Genomic DNA, 15,643 nt, shown 5'->3' on the forward strand with positions numbered 1-15,643 from the left:
TCTCGGTCAGTTGGGAGTAGGCAAGGTGTCGGAGAAGGACGAGTCGAAACCACGGGCAGACGAGCCTGCCACCGAGGCAATCCCGAAGCAGGGCGGCCCTGCCGAGCCTGCCGCCACTCCCCCAGCCAAGTCGGTGTCGGGCGACAAGCCGAAGAGCACGCCTCGATCGGCGGCACAACCTAGCTCGGAGAAGCCCGATCCTGCAGGATCGGAACCTGCTCCGTCCACATCGGTTCCGGCAGAGGACTCGGCAGCTGACGTGCCGAAAGAGGATGCGGCGGTAGTCGACGCCGCGCCCACGCAGGCCATCGACATCACGAAGTCCAGCAGCGCACAGACCGACCCTGCGACACCGGATTCCCCAGCGGCCGACACCACCGAGGCCGAGACCACCGCGCTACCGAAGGTGGTACGCAGCCAACCCCGTGCGGTCGCGAAGCCGCCGGTCGGGCCGCGTCGCATTCCAGCACGTGGTGAGGACCCGAACGCCCGAGCCGAGGCACGCGGTGCGATCGCTCGGTCCCGCGGTTCCGCACAGCAAGCGAAACCGCTCCGAGTCGGCCCGACGCCCGAGCAGGCGAAGCCGCGCAGCAAAGGCGGACGCCGGTGGATCGCGGCGCTCGCAGCAGCAGTGTTGCTGTTCGCAGCCGTCGGCGTCGCGGGATACCTCTATCTGTCCGGGGATCGCGCCGAAGACTCCCCGGACGCACAAATCCGAACGCAGGTGACGTCGTTCACAGAGGCGTTGTCGTCGGGGGATCTGGCGACGCTCCGGGCTTCGTCGTGTGGAGACCTGGCCGTGTACTACCGCGATATCCCGGACGCCGAGTTCGCCGAGGTGCACCGGATAGCGGCCGAGCAAGGGAACATCCCCGTCGTCGACGGTATCGACGCCGTACAGATCACTGGCGACACCGCAATCGTGCAGGTCCTCGCGTACACCGCCGCGAATCCGAACGAGCGCTCACCGCGAACGTTCGATCTGCGGCTCGAAGGCGAGGACTGGAAAGTCTGCAATCCGGAGTAACGAAGCCGAAATAGCGGTGCGGCTCCGCCGCAGTGGCGCGATCAAGTGCACCATCACACACTTAACCGTGCCACTGCGCGGGACGCGCTATCCAGCAGAAACGCTGCGCCCTGCCGACTTCAGGTCGTTGCACGCCTCGATGACGCGCGCCGTCATACCGGCCTCGGCCTTCTTGAGGTAGCTACGCGGGTCGTAGGCCTTCTTGTTGCCGACCTCGCCGTCGATCTTCAGCACACCGTCGTAGTTGCTGAAGAAATGACCGGCAATCGGACGACTGAACGCGTACTGCGTGTCGGTGTCGACATTCATCTTCACAGTGCCGTAGTTCAGAGCCTCTTCGATCTCGCTCTTCGCCGAACCCGATCCGCCGTGGAAGACGAAGTCGAACGGCTTCGAGCCGGACGCAAGTCCGAGCTTCTCCGAAGCCACGCGCTGCCCATCGGCAAGCACAGACGGCTTCAGCTTCACGTTGCCGGGCTTGTAGACGCCGTGCACGTTGCCGAACGTCGCAGCGAGGAGGTAGCGGGATCCTGCATCGCCCGCGCCCAGAGCCTCGACGGTCTTCAAGAAGTCCTCTTCGGAGGTGTAGAGCTTGTCGTTGATCTCGGCCTCGACACCGTCCTCTTCGCCGCCGACGACGCCGATCTCGATTTCGAGGATGATGCGAGCAGCCGCAGCCTTGGCGAGCAGGTCCTTCGCAATCTCGAGGTTTTCGTCGATCGGGACCGCGGATCCGTCCCACATATGCGACTGGAACAGCGGGTTACGGCCTGCGTCGACGCGCTCCTGCGAAATGGCGAGCAACGGGCGGACATACGTATCCAACTTGTCCTTGGGGCAGTGGTCGGTGTGCAGCGCGATGGTGACGTCGTACTTCGCAGCGATCACGTGCGCGAATTCGGCCAGCGCCACAGCGCCGGTGACCATGTCCTTGATACCCAGGCCGGAGCCGAACTCGGCGCCACCGGTCGAGAACTGGATGATGCCGTCGCTACCCGCGTCGGCGAAGCCCTTGATCGCGGCGTTGATGGACTCGGAACCCACGCAGTTGATTGCCGGAAATGCGAATTGGTGTTCCTTGGCCCGGCCGAGCATCTCGGCGTAGACCTCGGGAGTTGCTATCGGCACGGCGTCATTCCTCCATGTGAAGAGATTGATTGTCCAGTGCAGTATGGCAAGTCCAAGCGCCGCGTGTCGCGGTACCCACCCACATCCCCCTCGGCACCACCACTCCCGAACGTGACGAATCGGACACCGCTCTCGCGGCAGTTCACCAGCTGTTGCTTACGGTTGTCCCAGCTTCGGCCGGTAGGGTGGGCGCCGTGAGTCTTCTTGCTGCCTCGGAATCCGTGACGACAAACCTGGCACTTCTGCCCGGATTTCTCGATCCGGTGAATCTGCTCAACTCGTTCGGCACCTGGGTGCTGGTCGGGTTGCTGCTCGTCGTCTTCATCGAATCCGGGCTGCTGTTCCCGCTGCTACCTGGTGACTCACTGCTCTTCACCGCCGGCTTGATCGCGGCATCGAAGTCCGACGAGATTCCCCCGTTCGCGTCCATCTGGGTGCTGATCATCCTCATTCCGATCGCCGCCATCCTCGGCGATCAGGTCGGATACTTCATCGGCACCAAGGGCGGCGCGGCTCTGTTCAAGTCGAACGATTCGAAGTTCTTCAAGAAGAAGTACATCGACGAGTCACACGCATTCTTCGAAAAGCACGGCCCGATCACGATCATCCTGGCTCGATTCGTACCGATCGTGCGCACGTTCGCGCCCGTCGTCGCCGGCGCATCGAGGATGAAGTACTCGATCTTCCTCACCTACAACGTCGTCGGCGGCGTCATCTGGGGTGCTGGCGTGACCATGCTCGGCTACCTGCTCGGTCAGATCCAGTTCATCCGAGACAACGTCGACATCATCTTCATCCTGATCGTCCTCGTCTCGGTGCTGCCGATCGTCATCGAGGTCGGCAAGCGCATGCTCAAGGCACGCAAGACGCCGCTGGCGGAAGCGACGGACGCCATCGACGCGCAGCAGGATCCCCACTCCTAGACCGCGGAACTCTGCAATCGTGATTGAGTCGATGGGCCAGTTCGGCCCCCTCGCAACCGCCGGTCCACTAGTGGTGTGGATCGTGGTGGTGACGTTCGTGTTCATCGAATGCGCCGTCATCATCGGCCTGTTCCTTCCTGGCGATTCGATGCTCATCACCGCGGGCATCGTCATGGCGACGCACGCGTCGGGCACAGCCCACGTGTGGGCTCTGTCGGCCGGCGCGATGATCGCGGCGATCGCGGGCAACCAGGTCGGCTACGTCATCGGACACCGAACCGGCTCGACGCTCGTCGCGCGCAAGAACGGCAAGTACCTCAACACCAAGAACTTGCACAAGGTCAACCTGCTGCTCGAAAAGCACGGATTCTGGGCAGTCCTGGTGGCCCGATGGATTCCCTGGGTCCGCACACTGTGCCCGATGGTTGCAGGCGCTGCGAAGATGAATCACCGTCGGTACACCATCGCCAGCACGCTCGGCGCAATCATCTGGGCACCGGTTCTCCTGCTTCTGGGCTTCTACTTCGGGAGCTTTCTCGAGATGGTGCCATGGCTATTGCCCGCAGTCCTGATCTCGATGGTCGTTCTCCTTGTCACCGGCACCGGCCTCGGCATCTGGCAATATCGAAAAGAGATGGCCAAACCCGCCGAAACCATCGAGGTCGAAGAAGTACTCGAGTAGGTCAGCTCTTGTGCCCGACGACGAAGATTCGCCGGAACGGAAACAGCGTCCCCGCGGGTGTCGACGGGTACGCATCACGAAGCAGTTGAGCGTACTGCTGCTCGAATCGTTGCCGCTGCTCGTCATCGAGGGCATCCAGCACCGGCCGAAGTCCGGTCCCACGTACCCATTCGAGCACGGGGTCCTCACCCTGAAGCACATGCACGTACGTCGTCTCCCAGGCGTCGACGGCCATGCCCGTGGCGAGTAGCGCCGACGCATACTCCTCGGCCCGATCGGTGCTATCCCCACTGCGAAGAACTCCACGCAGGAGAGGCGACCAGGCCGCGGATTCGGCGAGGCCGCGCATGAGGACGTGCGACGGGGCGTCGAAATTCCCGGGGACCTGCCACGCGAGGCTGCCACCGGCATTCAACTGCGACGCCCAAGCGCGGATCAGTTCTCGGTGCTGCGGTACCCACTGCAGGGCAGCGTTGGCAACCACAAGATCGATGCCGGACGCGTCGAACGCAGCGATGTCACCCTCGACTACCGTGACGTTCGCCGGGAGTCGACTCGGCTGCTTGGCGACCATGTCGGGTGAGGAATCGATCCCGACTATGTTCGCCTCCGGCCATCGCTCCGCCAGTGTCGCCGTCTGCACCCCAGTGCCGCATCCGAGATCGACGACTTGCCTCGGCGACTCGTGCCGTACGCGGCCGAGGAGCTCGAAGTACGGCCGCGTCCTCTCGTCTGCGTAGCGCTGGTACACGGCTGGATTCCACGAGGTTGCCACAATCCAATACCTTAACTAACCAATTGCGCTAGCTGAGGAAGCCCGCTGCCGACACCGTGAACGCAGCCTCCATCAGCATCCACCCGCTCAGTTGGACGGCGAAGTCGCGTTCGGGAACAGGCGAGGATCGAACCGTTCCGCCGCTGAAGGTCGCTACGGACAAGCCCGGTCCAGGCAAGCGCGCCTGCTTCTCCCACGCCGCACCGAACAACGGGTGGTCCTCCACCTCGAGTCGGTTCTCCCAAGCCGCGTCCGCGGAGGCGAGCACGATCGAGGCCGCCAGCGCGCGCGACGCCTGATCCTCGTCGGTATCACCGGGCAGGTCGGTCGCAACGAACGCGAGATAGCGGGCGAGAATGCCGTTGAACAGCCCACCGTCACCACCACCGCCACCGCCGATGACAAGGTCGCGACACAGCCGAGTTTCGACGGCCGCAACCAGTGCGTGCACACGTTCACGATGCCGAGCGTCGCCCAGCCGGACTGCGAGCTCGGTCTCGATGCCGAGCACGACACCCTGGCAGTAGCTGTACACGGCCCGATCGAGCACACCCTGGTCCCTGGCCGGTCCGCCTGGTCGGATGCCATCGAGAATCAGGCCGCTCTCCTGATCCTTCAGCTTGGTATCCATCCAGTCGGCCATCGCCTGCGCGCGCCACAGTCGTCCTGTCCTCGCGAGAAGGATCGATGCGGGCCCGTTCGCCGGCGCATTGAAGAAGTCGTCACCTTTGCGCCACGGAATTCCGCCACCCGCCCGCGGAGACCAGGCGTCGAACAATTCCATCTCGACCTTCTGGATACCGGTCCGGTTACCGACCGAGTGCAACCGCTGAGCGCGTTCGAGCGCCAGACCGAGCCACGCCATGTCGTCGTAGTAGTTGTTGGTCCATCCAGTGATGTTTCGGATGCGGTGCGCACGAGCTATTTTCGCCAGTCGTCGGCGACGCTTGGACGTAGGCTCACGACTGGCCGCATCGACGGCGCAATCGAGCAGATGCGCCTGCCACCAGTAGTGCCATTTGAGGAACAGACGCTCGCGCCGCACAGGTGGCCATGCGACGACGCCGAGCGCCGTGCCCGGCAGACCCCACAGCCGTCGCACGTGCCGCGCCAGAACCGCCCCCTCCGCCGCGTCTGCCCGCTGCGCCCATAGCTCCTGCATAACCGAAGATCCTGCCATCTGCCACTGGAACCGACACAAACAGTCAGGGCCAAGCCTGTGACAGGTCAGCATGACGCCTGATCCACGAGTGCATCGCGATCCCGGCGGCGACGCCGGCGTTGATGCTTCGGGTAGAACCGAACTGGGCAATGGACACCGTCATCGACGCGCCTGCCCGTGCGTCGGCAGTCACCCCTGGGCCCTCCTGCCCGAACAACAGCAGACACTCGCGCGGTAGATCTGCAGTCTCGATCGGCACCGATCCCGGCGTATTGTCGACGGCCACGACGGTCAGCCCCTCGGCACGGGCGTACACGAGCAGATCTGCGACCGTCTCGTGGTGGTGGATGTGCTGATAGCGGTCGGTGACCATCGCACCTCGCCTGTTCCAGCGTCGGCGCCCCACGATGTGAACTGCCTGTGCAGCAAATGCATTGGCGGTGCGCACCACAGTCCCGATGTTGGCATCGTTGCCGAAATTCTCGATGGCAACGTGGAGTGGATGACGCCGGGTGTCGATATCGGCGACTATCGCTTCCCGCGTCCAGTAGCGGTAGGCGTCGACGACGTTGCGGCGATCGCCCTCGTCGAGAAGTTCGGTGTCGAACTCCAACCCCACTGGCCTTGGTTCGTCGTGTTCCTGCTCCCAGGGCCCGACGCCGCGCGGATGCTCGCCCCACTCAGTGGGACCGGCGCCGTCTTCGGTATCGTTGCTGCTCAATAGATTTCGTTGCTGTCAGGAGCAATGCGAAAGCCGTGCCCAGTCTCGTCGTTGGTGCACGAGATACCGTTCGACGCGGACAGGCACGAGTATCCGTCGGCCTCGATCGACTGACCCACCGCGAGCGGGGGATCTATGCTCTCGCCGCCCGAGGTGTATACAGCGCCACCGGAACACATGAACTCGGCCTCGCCCGCATTGGTGACTCGAATCCCGTTGCCCCAGCTGATCATGCAGTCCTCGGGCCTCGGCGGCACTGGCGCCGTCGTTCCTTGGCATCCTGCCTCGGTCCTGCTGGCGAGGGTGACGATGCCGCATTGGAACAACCCGTCGGGCGAAGAGAAATAATAGGCCCCGTCCAGCGCTGCGTATGTGGTCTGCGGCGTCGGGATCGGTTCGGGTTCCACGGGCGGCGGCGGAGGAGGAGCGGCCTCTGTCGTCGTCGTGACGGGCGCGGGAAGTTCCGTAGTGGTGGTCGGAGCAACCGTTGTCGTCGTGACAGCGGGTGCGGCAGCGGATTCTGCACCCGACTCGCTGCCGCACCCGGACAGAACTGCCGCGATCGCCACCGACGCCGCCACTGCCACAAGCTTGTTCACGCGCATATTCGCCATCGAAGAACCCGACCCCACTTTCGCTCACCCGTACTGCTGAGCGACCCTACCGGCGTAGCAGGAACCGTGCCGTCGGCAGGCGGTTACTTGTGACTGAGCCGCCTGTTGACCTCGCGAGTAAGCCAGGCCGGCGAAAATCGCGAGCCCAGCGAGAGTGCCTTGGACTGGATCCCGACCGGGAAGTGCACCTTGTGATAAAGCCGCTTCGAGGGCCTGGTGGCGTCGAAGATCGCCTGAGAGACGTCTTCGGCGGTCAGCTTGATGCCGAGCGAATTGGTGGTGCCGGTCGAGACGCCCTGCGTCATCGCAGTCTGGACGAACAGTGGCCACATCGCCTTCACCGAGATGTCGTACTCGGCCCACTCTAGATCGAGCGCTTCGGTGACACCCCGAACCGCGAACTTTGTAGCTCCGTACGTGACCAACTCGGGCTGACCGTAGATGGCCGATGCCGAACAGAGATTGATGACCTGCGCACCTCGGGTGGCCTTCAGGTACGGGAATGCAGCAAGAGTCCCGTAGACGACGCCGTTGAAGTTGATGTCGATCTGGCGCTTGTGGACTTCGATGGGCATCTCTTCGAAGCGCCCGGCAACGAGGATTCCCGCATTGTTGATCAAGACATCGAGACGGCCGTTCGCTTCGGCGTCGAACTCCTTCAGCCGCTCTTCCCACTGCTTGGGGTCGGTGACGTCGAGGATTCCGGTGACTACACGTCCGCCGGTGGAGGTTATCGCCTTGTTCAACGAGGCCAACCCCGTCTCGTCGATGTCGTACGCACCGACGAGGTAACCGGAACGAGCAAATTTCAGGGCAGTGGATCGTCCGATCCCGGCGGCAGCGCCGGTGATGAACACAGTAGGTGAGGACACTTCGACATGATAGGCGTTACCGCGGTTATCGGTAAGCCCCACGTGCACAATTTCGGGCTAGGCTGGAAAAGCCTCGAGGAGATTTCGGATGAACCACCAACGAACCGCGCGCGCAGTGGCCGTCGTCACTGCCGGCTATCTTGTCGTTCTCGTTGTCTGGATCGGATGGTTCAGAGTTGCCGCACCACCGGGCACACTCCCCTATCAACTCGCGGCGCTGGTCGCGGGCTTCGGTACCGCGCTGGGGTTGGCCATGATGGTCGCAAATAGGCGGACGGCAGAGCAACGGCGATTCGAGAGAAGCGGCGTCGAAGGGTGGGCCACCGTCGAAGAGGTCCGTCCGGTCGACGACACCCACAGTGAGTTGCAGATGCAGTTCACGATCCCTGGATCGGCGTCGTTCGCGGGCCGTATCGTCTACTCGATTCCACCCGCAGAGAAAGAACGGTTCCACGCCGGAGCGATCGTGCCGATCTTGGTAGATCCCTCGGACCATCACCGGGTCCTACTTCTCCCCCGAGAGCCCCTCGACGAGGAATAGTTGGGCAACCGCATATGTCGCAAGGATCGCGCCTTCGGCCACTCGGCGATGCGACTCCCTGTCGAGAAACAGTCGCCGAAACACGATCAGTGCGTCCGAGACGGTGAACAGTATTCCGCCGAGCGCGAGCCGCGATCGAGGGTCCGAGCCGGGCACGACCACCCCCGCGAAAGTAGCGGATCCCGGGGCAACCGCTCGGTCGGCGGCAAGGGTCGACATCGCCGCAAGGGTCAATCCATAGCCTGCAAGCCCGGGGGCCACCGCCGGTGACCTCTGCATCAGCAGCGTGGCAGCGGTTGCCCACCCTGCGAGCCGCGGGCCGGCGTTCGCAGGAGTCGGCCTGGCACCGCGCGCAGCCAGCAACGAGCAGTAGCACCCTTGCATCACTGCGAACGCCGCAGCGCCTCGAAGAATGCGGGCGTCGTCGTCCGGATCGATCAACAGCACATCGCCGACGGTGGCCGCCGCGACCGCTATGCCGAGCGTCGACATGGGGCGAACACCGCGCGCAGCCAACGCCGGAATCATCAACGGCTTGGCGATTCGCTGTAGTTTCTCCGAGCCCGCGACCGCCCCGAACACGGTGGCCGAGGTCACCCCCGCGAAGGCGAGCCGGGACAGCGTCGAGCGTTTCATCGGGCATCTCCGTAATTTTGCCGAGCTAACAAATATGTGATGCTGGCCCCTTCTCCTTGTTCGCAGCCCAGCACCTTGTCACTGTTGAAAGGTAAACACAGGACACGGGAAGTAGGGACGACAATGCGCCGGAAGCACACAGACCACGCCAAGGCGTCCAGTATCGACCCCTACCTCGGTCACAATCCTCTGCTTCGCAGATCCGATCGCGTGCAGGCACGGACGAAGAGCATCGTTGTCACCCTGATGATTCTCATGCTTCCACTCTCTGCATGGTTCGCGATGACGACCCTGTCCGTCCAGACCGATCGGGTCTCGGAGCAGCAGCACTCCCGCCATTCCGTCACCGCCACGACGACGGCGGATGCCAATCCCACGACGCTCGCGCAGTCCGACGTCAGCGTCCAGACCACAACAACCGTCGACGCGACGTGGACCTATGCGGGCGTCGACCACCAGGGCCAGATCTCAGCCGTCAGCGGATCACCGGCAGGCACCGAGACCGACATCTGGGTGAACGACAACGGCATCCTGTCGATGCAACCACTCACGCACGGCGACGCCGTCGCGGCGGCATTGTTCACCGGCATCGGGAGCTTGCTCACGGTGCACCTTCTCCTCTACGGCCTGTATGCGGCCTATCGCTTCCACCTCGACAATCAGCGCGAATCCGAGTGGGACCTTGCGATCAAGAACTTCATGGACGGGAACAGCCTGAGCTGAGCCCCAGGCGTCCGCCCGCCCCCAGGTGCCCCCAGGTGACCGAATGCAGGTGCCCCCAGGTGACCGAATGCAGGTGCCCCCAGGTGACCGAATGAGTCGTTCGCACACTCAGAGTGACCGAAATAGCCTTTCGCTCCAGACCTGGCCGCCCCAACAACCACTGATGTCACAGCAGCACCATCAGTAACACTTCTATAACCAAACTGTCGGCAAAGGTTCAAATACCTAACGGTCGGTTACGGTCCTTGAAGCACAAGTACGTGTGCCTCACTAAAAGCATTTCCGGATCGGGACGGACGTGTCGGTGGCGCGAGCCACCACGACCGAAGGGCTAGAACATTCATGTCGCAGAAGTCGATTGCTCGATCACGGCGGACCCGCCTCGCTGCAGCCGGAGCTGCACTTGCACTGTCGTTCGCCGTCGCAGGACCAGGAACGGCATTGGCCCAGGAGACACCCACCCCGGAAAGCGTCGTAGAAGAAGCTCCCCCTGCCGACGATTCGACCGGCGAGTCCGAGGCGCCGAGCTCTCCCTCCGAGAGCGCCGCGGAGACACCGGATCCCCTGGTGGTTCCCAACGCGGTAGTTGCCGAGGGTGACACCGCCGCTGCTCCTGCACCCTCCGCTGAACGCCCGCTGCCCCAGGTCACTGGCGGAGTAGTCGTCAACGCCGATGGATCCGTCACGTTCAATGTCGACGTCGTTCCTCAGCTCTCCGACGCCGAGAAGGCGGCTCTAGCTGCGGCAGAACAGGCAACGAAGGCAGCGACCGACGCTTCCGCGGCTGCGCAGACTCGATACGACGCAGCAGTCGCCGCCGCAGCCGACACGACCGAAGCATCGGCCAAGGCAGAGGTCGACGCTGCGGCCGCCGCTCTCGAGGCAACAAAGGCGACCCAGGCCGCGGAAGCTGCCAAACTCGACAGCATTACTGCGTCAGGACTTGCCACTAAGGCCAAGGAGGAAGCTGCAGCAGCTGACAAGACCGCAGCGGATGCGAAGGCCGCAGCGGACACCGCGGCAGCGGAGGCGACTGCTGCCGAGGCGAACGCCGCAAAGCTGGAGGCCGACGCCATCGCCGCCGGAACTCCCGAAGCGGCCGAAGCCGCCGCCGAGGCTCGCGCCGATGCGAGTGCAAAGGCCGAGCTTGCTGCTACCGCCAAAGCCGACTCCGATGCAGCGACACTCGCCGCGCGCGAAGCGTTCGACGCCTTGCCCGCGGCCTTCGAAACTCTGAATGCCGCCAAGATCAACACCGCCGTCCGTGCGGCAGCAGCAGCCACAGCGAAGGCACTGTCGCTGGCAGTGGAAGCGCGAAGTGCGGCAGCAATATCCGCCGCCGCCGAGTCCAAGGCCTTGGAACTGGAAGCAACGGCTGCAACCTCGACCGACGCTGCCATCGAAGCGGGCAAGGCAGCCGAAGAGGCAAGGGCAGCAGCTGATGCCGCGGCAGCCGATGCCGCAGCCAAGACGACGGCCGCTGAAGAAGCAGCGTCCGCTGCCACCACCGCGGGAGATTCATCGGAAGATCTTCAGACGAAGGCCGACGAGGCAGCTGCGGCACTCGCGGCCGCCGAGACTGCCGCCGAAGCGGCAACCACCAAGGCGGACGAGCTCGCTGCTGCTGCACTGGACGCGAAGGATGCGGCCGACAAGGCAACTGCAGATGCTGCGACTGCGAAAGCTGCCGCAGCCGAGGCGAAGACCGGGGCAGACGCGGCAGCGAAGGCCGAGGCAGACCTGAAGGCCGAGGCAGCCGAACTCGCTGCGAGCGGTCCGAAATTCACCTGGACGATCAACCTGGGCAACACTGTTCGTGAGAGTGTCGACGTCACCGAGGTCGACGCCAACACCGTCGTCGTCGACAAGACGGGCGTTCGACTGGTCGGTGTATCGAACGACGACGGATCCTTCACCGTGGTCGACTACTTCACCACCAACGAAGACGGTGTGACCGTCGCCGCGGGCGAACTACCTGCCGTCGACCTCGCACTCGGCGATTCGTCTGCACGCGCAGAAAGCGACAGCGGATCGAGCAATCTACCCGCAATCCTGATCGGCGTCGGAGTCGTCGGCGTTGCTGCTGTCGGCAGCACCGTCTACCTCCGTCGTCGCAACTCGTCAGATGCGGCTTCGTAGTTTCGCAGTCGCTCTGAGCGTTACGGTGCTGCTATCGGGTTGTGCGAGTACGCAACCCGATAGCGCACCTGCGGATCGATCGCCGGCGGAGTCACGAATTTCGGTGATTCCACCGGTTCCCGTCACCGCCGCGCAGCCCGGCTGGATCGAACTGAGGTCGGCCGACTCGGTGACGTACATGAGCAACGAGATAAACCCTGACGGGCTCTACCGCGGCGGTGAGAGCGGGCAGGTTCTGAACCCGGTCGACGAGCGTCCGGCCTGGTGGGCCGAGAGTGGCTTGCCGGGAACCGAAACGCAGCAGACCGTCGTGGTTGTGGGACACAACTATTCGACGCGCGACGCACCTTTCAAGGCGCTGAGCGTGATGCAGCCCGGCGATCAGGTCGTGCTGTCGACACCGTCCGGGGTTCTGCAGTACTCCGTCGAGACCGTCGGACCGCTACCCAAGGGTTCGCTGTTGGGCGACAACGAACTTCGTCGATCGGTGCCGGGTCGACTGATACTCGCCAACTGCGACGTTCGTGACGGGGAACCCACGGACGACAATTACATCGTCGTCGCCCAGTTGCAGTAGGCCCGCTGGCCTCCGGCCCAGTGGCGCGATTGAGTGCACTCCAGAACACTTAACCGTGCCACTGGGGGCGGAGCCCCCAGGTGACCATTGGGGGCGGAGCCGCCTACAGACCTAGATCCGCCAGCCCGAGGAGCGAGCGGTACTCGAGCCCCTCGGCGGCGATGACGTCGTCTGCGCCGGTTGCTCGGTCCACGACGGTTGCCACCCCGACGACCGTCGCGCCGACATCGCGGAGCGCCTTGACTGCGGTGAGCGGCGAGTTACCGGTTGTCGTGGTGTCTTCCACGACAAGAACTCGCTTCCCGACGACGTCAGGACCTTCGATCTGACGCTGCATCCCGTGCGCTTTCGCGGCTTTACGCACGACGAAGCCGTCGATCGGCCGACCGGGTGCGTGCACGATCGACAGTGCGACAGGATCCGCTCCCATCGTCAACCCGCCGACGGCGTCGAAATCCCAGTCGGCGACGAGGTCGCGCATCAAGGAGCCGATCAGCGCGCTCGCGCGATGATGGAGCGTCGCGCGTCGAAGATCGACGTAGTAGTCGGCTTCGTTGCCGGAGGACAACGTCACCTTGCCGTGTACGACGGCGAGCTCCCGAACCAGCTCGGCCAGTTCGGCGCGCTGGGCACTGTCGGCCATTGTGGTTCCCTTCGGTCGATTCCGTGGATGAATCTACCGACCGCGTTCGTTGTCGGACTATGCGGGCACATCCTCCGGCTGCCCGTCGGCGAAGAGGGCGACATGTTCGACGAAGGGTTCGGGGGCGGAAACCTTCAGCGCCTTCGCCATCGGCTTCGTCGAGAACGACGTGCGGAGCTGAGCAAGCTTGTACGCATTGTCGTTGTACACCCGGACTGCGCCCGCAATACGCTTTTCGGTCGTTTCCAGGTCTCCCGCGGGTCCCTGGAACGCCCAGTTGGATCGGAGGCTCGGATGCATATCGGACTCCGCCAGTACGGCGTGCACAGCCGCCGACAGTGCGTTCTCGGCGGCGGCTTGGGCAGCGAGGCCGAGTCCCCGCTCACGCACAGCCTTGGACCACGAACGCGCGCCGACGAGTTGACGTACAAGGGACTGGTCCAGATCCGAGGACTCGATTGCCGCGATCAACGGTTCCAACTGCCCATGACGCCGCTCGAGTTCGACCGTCACGAGCTCTCTGCTCGCGACCGTGGTCGAGCGGCAACGACGCACACGCCGTTCGACACTCGCCGCGTACGCGAGAACTGCAAGGACGAGGATCGCCGCAATCACAAAAACAGTCACAAGGTCTGAATTTACGGGACCAAACAGAACTCGCCCGGAGGCTCGCCCGTGCGAGGAGATTCTCGTTAAGTTCGTCCCCGCCCTCGTCCGACCAGATTGGTCAGCTTGCGCACTGCGCTCTTGGGTACTTTCGTCCCGACCGCGGTCAGAACTTTGTACTGGGCACCAGGGACGCTGATGACTTTGCCTTTGCCTAGGTCGCGCATCGATTCGCGCACCACCTGCTCGACGTTCAACCACATGAACTTCGGAATCGAGGACATCTCGATGCCCGCGCGCTGGTGGAACTCGGTCTTGACGAATCCGGGGCACAAGGCCTGCACCTGAACACCGGTTCCTGCGAGCCCTCCGGAGAGTCCCTCGGAGAAGGAGATGACGTAGGCCTTCGACGCCGAATAGGTCGACCCTCGTCCGGCCAAGATGCCCGCGACGCTGGCAACATTGACGACCGTGCCTCTGGCAGCTGCGACCATCGACGGCAGTGCGGCACGCGTCAACTGCATCACCGCGGTGACGTTGACATCGAGCTGGGATTGCAGGAGCTCTGGCTCAGCCGTCCAGAACTCACCCGCCGTCCCGAATCCAGCGTTGTTGACGAGAAACTCGACGCCCCGATGCAGCCTCTCCGCGGTCGCATCACGGCCCGCCTGCGTCGACAGATCCGCGGCGATGATCTCCGAGTCGGCGCCGAACCGAACCCGCAGGTCGTCGGCGAGCGCCCGCAACTTGAGTTCGTTTCTGGCGACGAGCACCAGGTCGTAGCCACGTGCAGCCAGGTGCGTCGCAAAGCCCGCTCCGAGACCCGAGGTGGGACCGGTGACAAGGGCAACCGGACGGATGGCGGCAGCGGACGAAGGTTCGATCGGTTCGGCGGTCATGGAACTGAAGGCTACGGCGTTTGCCTTCAGTTCTGCAGACTCGCGGCGACGAGAATGGTCAGTGGTCGGTCGGGCGCCGGTCCGCATCGCGGGTGATCGGCGTCGGACGATTCTGAGACTCGCCCCGCGACGGCGGCGCAGGTCGTGGGCCTGGCCGGGGATTGTCGCGACGAATTCCTGCATCACGAGCTTGGCCGGGACCGGTGTCCACGTGGCCTGCGGCAGGTCGGCCACCGTCCGTGACGCTTCCACCGCGTCGTCGCGGCGCTACGTCCATGTCGGAGCGTCCGGCAGGAGTTTGCGACCGACGGCCCTGCTGCGGTGCATCGACCCTGGCCGAACCGGCGGACGCGCGAACGACTGGAGGAAGCACGTGCAGCATGCCCGACAGCCGCGCCACCGCGTCGATCGCGGCGTCCCAATCTCGACCGGTGCTCCCGAGTGGCAAAGAACCGAGTGTCCAGTCGTTCTCGCTCCAGATCAACGACATCTTCGCGGGAACGGATTCGGTGAACGCAGCCATTCGCTGGTCGCATACCCGGCGGGCTACATCGGTATCGGTTGCGAATACGACACGCGGACCGATCGCCCCGAGAAGCTCCATGTCCGGATCTCGCGGTGGAGGTGTCGACTTGAGGCGTAGATCGATGTCCACGTCGGACCCGACCGGGCGCTGTACCGCGACAATGGTCGCGAGCTCCTCGACGTCGAAGAGTACGAACTTCTCCCCACGCCGAACACCACGTACGAGATCGAGTGCAGTGGTGTGCTCAGGCTTGGCCAACGCCGCACGCTTGAACCGATGGACGATGTCCTCGTCGTCGGCGGAGTAGGAATAGCCCTGGGCCTTTGCCCACATCTGACGCACGCGTCCGAGCTGATCGCGACGCGAACGATCGATATAGAGAAGGGCGACCGCGCCCACGAGGGCGATCGCTGCAAGTCCGAACCACATAGCCGTCATCGGACGTCAGC

18 protein-coding genes are annotated in these 15,643 nt (G+C 64.0%); 7 read left to right on the forward strand and 11 right to left on the reverse strand.

Annotated elements, in window-relative coordinates; all coding sequences use genetic code 11:
- Positions 1-10: 10 nt before the first annotated feature.
- Positions 11-1,027 (forward strand): hypothetical protein, encoded by a 1,017-nt coding sequence (locus WDS16_RS18485; protein WP_338886650.1) that lies wholly within the window; start codon positions 11-13, stop codon positions 1,025-1,027.
- 87 nt (positions 1,028-1,114) lie between these two features.
- On the opposite strand, the gene fbaA is transcribed toward WDS16_RS18485, so the two are convergent.
- Positions 1,115-2,155, reverse strand: coding sequence for a class II fructose-bisphosphate aldolase (fbaA, locus tag WDS16_RS18490; RefSeq protein ID WP_338886651.1), 1,041 nt, complete (start codon positions 2,153-2,155; stop codon positions 1,115-1,117).
- Positions 2,156-2,349: 194 nt separating this feature from the next.
- On the opposite strand from fbaA, the gene WDS16_RS18495 reads away from it, so the two are divergent.
- Both WDS16_RS18495 and WDS16_RS18500 read left to right on the forward strand, forming a co-directional pair.
- Entirely contained in the window at positions 2,350-3,078 is a 729-nt protein-coding gene (locus WDS16_RS18495) for a VTT domain-containing protein (protein WP_338886652.1), read from the forward strand.
- A 31-nt stretch (positions 3,079-3,109) separates the two neighbouring features.
- Complete coding sequence (locus WDS16_RS18500) at positions 3,110-3,760, forward strand: DedA family protein (RefSeq protein WP_338893529.1); 651 nt, start codon at positions 3,110-3,112, stop codon at positions 3,758-3,760.
- Position 3,761: 1 nt separating this feature from the next.
- On the opposite strand, the gene WDS16_RS18505 is transcribed toward WDS16_RS18500, so the two are convergent.
- From WDS16_RS18505 to WDS16_RS18525, 5 genes are all read right to left on the reverse strand, one after another.
- The gene (locus WDS16_RS18505) at positions 3,762-4,535 is read right to left on the reverse strand and encodes a trans-aconitate 2-methyltransferase (protein WP_338886653.1); all 774 of its coding nucleotides are present in this window, start codon (positions 4,533-4,535) and stop codon (positions 3,762-3,764) included.
- 28 nt (positions 4,536-4,563) lie between these two features.
- Complete coding sequence (locus WDS16_RS18510; RefSeq protein ID WP_338886654.1) at positions 4,564-5,697, reverse strand: glycoside hydrolase family 76 protein; 1,134 nt, start codon at positions 5,695-5,697, stop codon at positions 4,564-4,566.
- A 43-nt stretch (positions 5,698-5,740) separates the two neighbouring features.
- A complete protein-coding gene (locus WDS16_RS18515) occupies positions 5,741-6,418 on the reverse strand; it encodes an RNA methyltransferase (protein WP_338886655.1) in 678 nt (225 codons plus the stop codon).
- Entirely contained in the window at positions 6,415-7,032 is a 618-nt protein-coding gene (locus tag WDS16_RS18520; protein WP_338886656.1) for a DUF6636 domain-containing protein, read from the reverse strand. Before WDS16_RS18520 ends, WDS16_RS18515 begins: the two co-directional genes overlap by 4 nt.
- An 83-nt stretch (positions 7,033-7,115) precedes the next feature.
- On the reverse strand, positions 7,116-7,904 hold the full coding sequence (locus tag WDS16_RS18525) for an SDR family oxidoreductase (protein ID WP_338886657.1): 789 nt from the start codon (positions 7,902-7,904) through the stop codon (positions 7,116-7,118).
- 88 nt (positions 7,905-7,992) lie between these two features.
- On the opposite strand from WDS16_RS18525, the gene WDS16_RS18530 reads away from it, so the two are divergent.
- Entirely contained in the window at positions 7,993-8,445 is a 453-nt protein-coding gene (locus tag WDS16_RS18530; protein WP_338886658.1) for a hypothetical protein, read from the forward strand.
- Here the strand turns inward: WDS16_RS18530 and WDS16_RS18535 are convergent.
- The gene (locus WDS16_RS18535) at positions 8,410-9,081 is read right to left on the reverse strand and encodes a lysoplasmalogenase (protein ID WP_338886659.1); all 672 of its coding nucleotides are present in this window, start codon (positions 9,079-9,081) and stop codon (positions 8,410-8,412) included. The two genes, WDS16_RS18530 and WDS16_RS18535, sit on opposite strands and share 36 nt — an antisense overlap.
- Positions 9,082-9,204: 123 nt before the next feature.
- Here WDS16_RS18535 and WDS16_RS18540 point away from each other — a divergent pair, with 123 nt between their 5' ends.
- The 3 genes from WDS16_RS18540 (at position 9,205) to WDS16_RS18550 (ending at position 12,520) form a co-directional block, all read left to right on the forward strand.
- A complete protein-coding gene (locus tag WDS16_RS18540) occupies positions 9,205-9,804 on the forward strand; it encodes a hypothetical protein (RefSeq protein WP_338886660.1) in 600 nt (199 codons plus the stop codon).
- A 342-nt stretch (positions 9,805-10,146) separates the two neighbouring features.
- Positions 10,147-11,943, forward strand: coding sequence for a hypothetical protein (locus tag WDS16_RS18545; protein WP_338886661.1), 1,797 nt, complete (start codon positions 10,147-10,149; stop codon positions 11,941-11,943).
- Positions 11,944-12,046: 103 nt separating this feature from the next.
- A complete protein-coding gene (locus tag WDS16_RS18550) occupies positions 12,047-12,520 on the forward strand; it encodes a class F sortase (protein ID WP_338886662.1) in 474 nt (157 codons plus the stop codon).
- 103 nt (positions 12,521-12,623) lie between these two features.
- Here WDS16_RS18550 and pyrE read toward each other — a convergent pair whose 3' ends face one another.
- The 4 genes from pyrE to WDS16_RS18570 form a co-directional block, all read right to left on the reverse strand.
- On the reverse strand, positions 12,624-13,163 hold the full coding sequence (pyrE, locus tag WDS16_RS18555; protein WP_338886663.1) for an orotate phosphoribosyltransferase: 540 nt from the start codon (positions 13,161-13,163) through the stop codon (positions 12,624-12,626).
- Positions 13,164-13,220: 57 nt separating this feature from the next.
- Positions 13,221-13,790: a LemA family protein gene (locus WDS16_RS18560; protein WP_338886664.1), complete on the reverse strand. Its 570-nt coding sequence runs from the start codon at positions 13,788-13,790 to the stop codon at positions 13,221-13,223.
- A gap of 65 nt (positions 13,791-13,855) precedes the next feature.
- Entirely contained in the window at positions 13,856-14,668 is an 813-nt protein-coding gene (locus WDS16_RS18565) for an SDR family oxidoreductase (protein WP_338886665.1), read from the reverse strand.
- Positions 14,669-14,726: 58 nt separating this feature from the next.
- Positions 14,727-15,623, reverse strand: a complete 897-nt coding sequence (locus WDS16_RS18570; protein WP_338893530.1) for a hypothetical protein — start codon at positions 15,621-15,623, stop codon at positions 14,727-14,729.
- Positions 15,624-15,643 lie beyond the last annotated feature (20 nt).

The organism is Rhodococcus sovatensis, assembly GCF_037327425.1.
GTDB lineage: Bacteria > Actinomycetota > Actinomycetes > Mycobacteriales > Mycobacteriaceae > Rhodococcoides > Rhodococcoides sovatense.

What these genes read in the sequence shown, in the direction of transcription:
- WDS16_RS18520 (WP_338886656.1), bottom strand. Translation starts at nt 7,032, where the DNA reads ATGGCGAATATGCGCGTGAACAAGCTTGTGGCAGTGGCGGCGTCGGTG.
- WDS16_RS18530 (WP_338886658.1), top strand. Translation starts at nt 7,993, where the DNA reads ATGAACCACCAACGAACCGCGCGCGCAGTGGCCGTCGTCACTGCCGGC.
- WDS16_RS18535 (WP_338886659.1), bottom strand. Translation starts at nt 9,081, where the DNA reads ATGAAACGCTCGACGCTGTCCCGGCTCGCCTTCGCGGGGGTGACCTCG.
- WDS16_RS18570 (WP_338893530.1), bottom strand. Translation starts at nt 15,623, where the DNA reads ATGTGGTTCGGACTTGCAGCGATCGCCCTCGTGGGCGCGGTCGCCCTT.
- WDS16_RS18540 (WP_338886660.1), top strand. Translation starts at nt 9,205, where the DNA reads ATGCGCCGGAAGCACACAGACCACGCCAAGGCGTCCAGTATCGACCCC.
- WDS16_RS18545 (WP_338886661.1), top strand. Translation starts at nt 10,147, where the DNA reads ATGTCGCAGAAGTCGATTGCTCGATCACGGCGGACCCGCCTCGCTGCA.
- WDS16_RS18500 (WP_338893529.1), top strand. Translation starts at nt 3,110, where the DNA reads ATGGGCCAGTTCGGCCCCCTCGCAACCGCCGGTCCACTAGTGGTGTGG.
- pyrE (WP_338886663.1), bottom strand. Translation starts at nt 13,163, where the DNA reads ATGGCCGACAGTGCCCAGCGCGCCGAACTGGCCGAGCTGGTTCGGGAG.
- WDS16_RS18510 (WP_338886654.1), bottom strand. Translation starts at nt 5,697, where the DNA reads ATGCAGGAGCTATGGGCGCAGCGGGCAGACGCGGCGGAGGGGGCGGTT.
- WDS16_RS18565 (WP_338886665.1), bottom strand. Translation starts at nt 14,668, where the DNA reads ATGACCGCCGAACCGATCGAACCTTCGTCCGCTGCCGCCATCCGTCCG.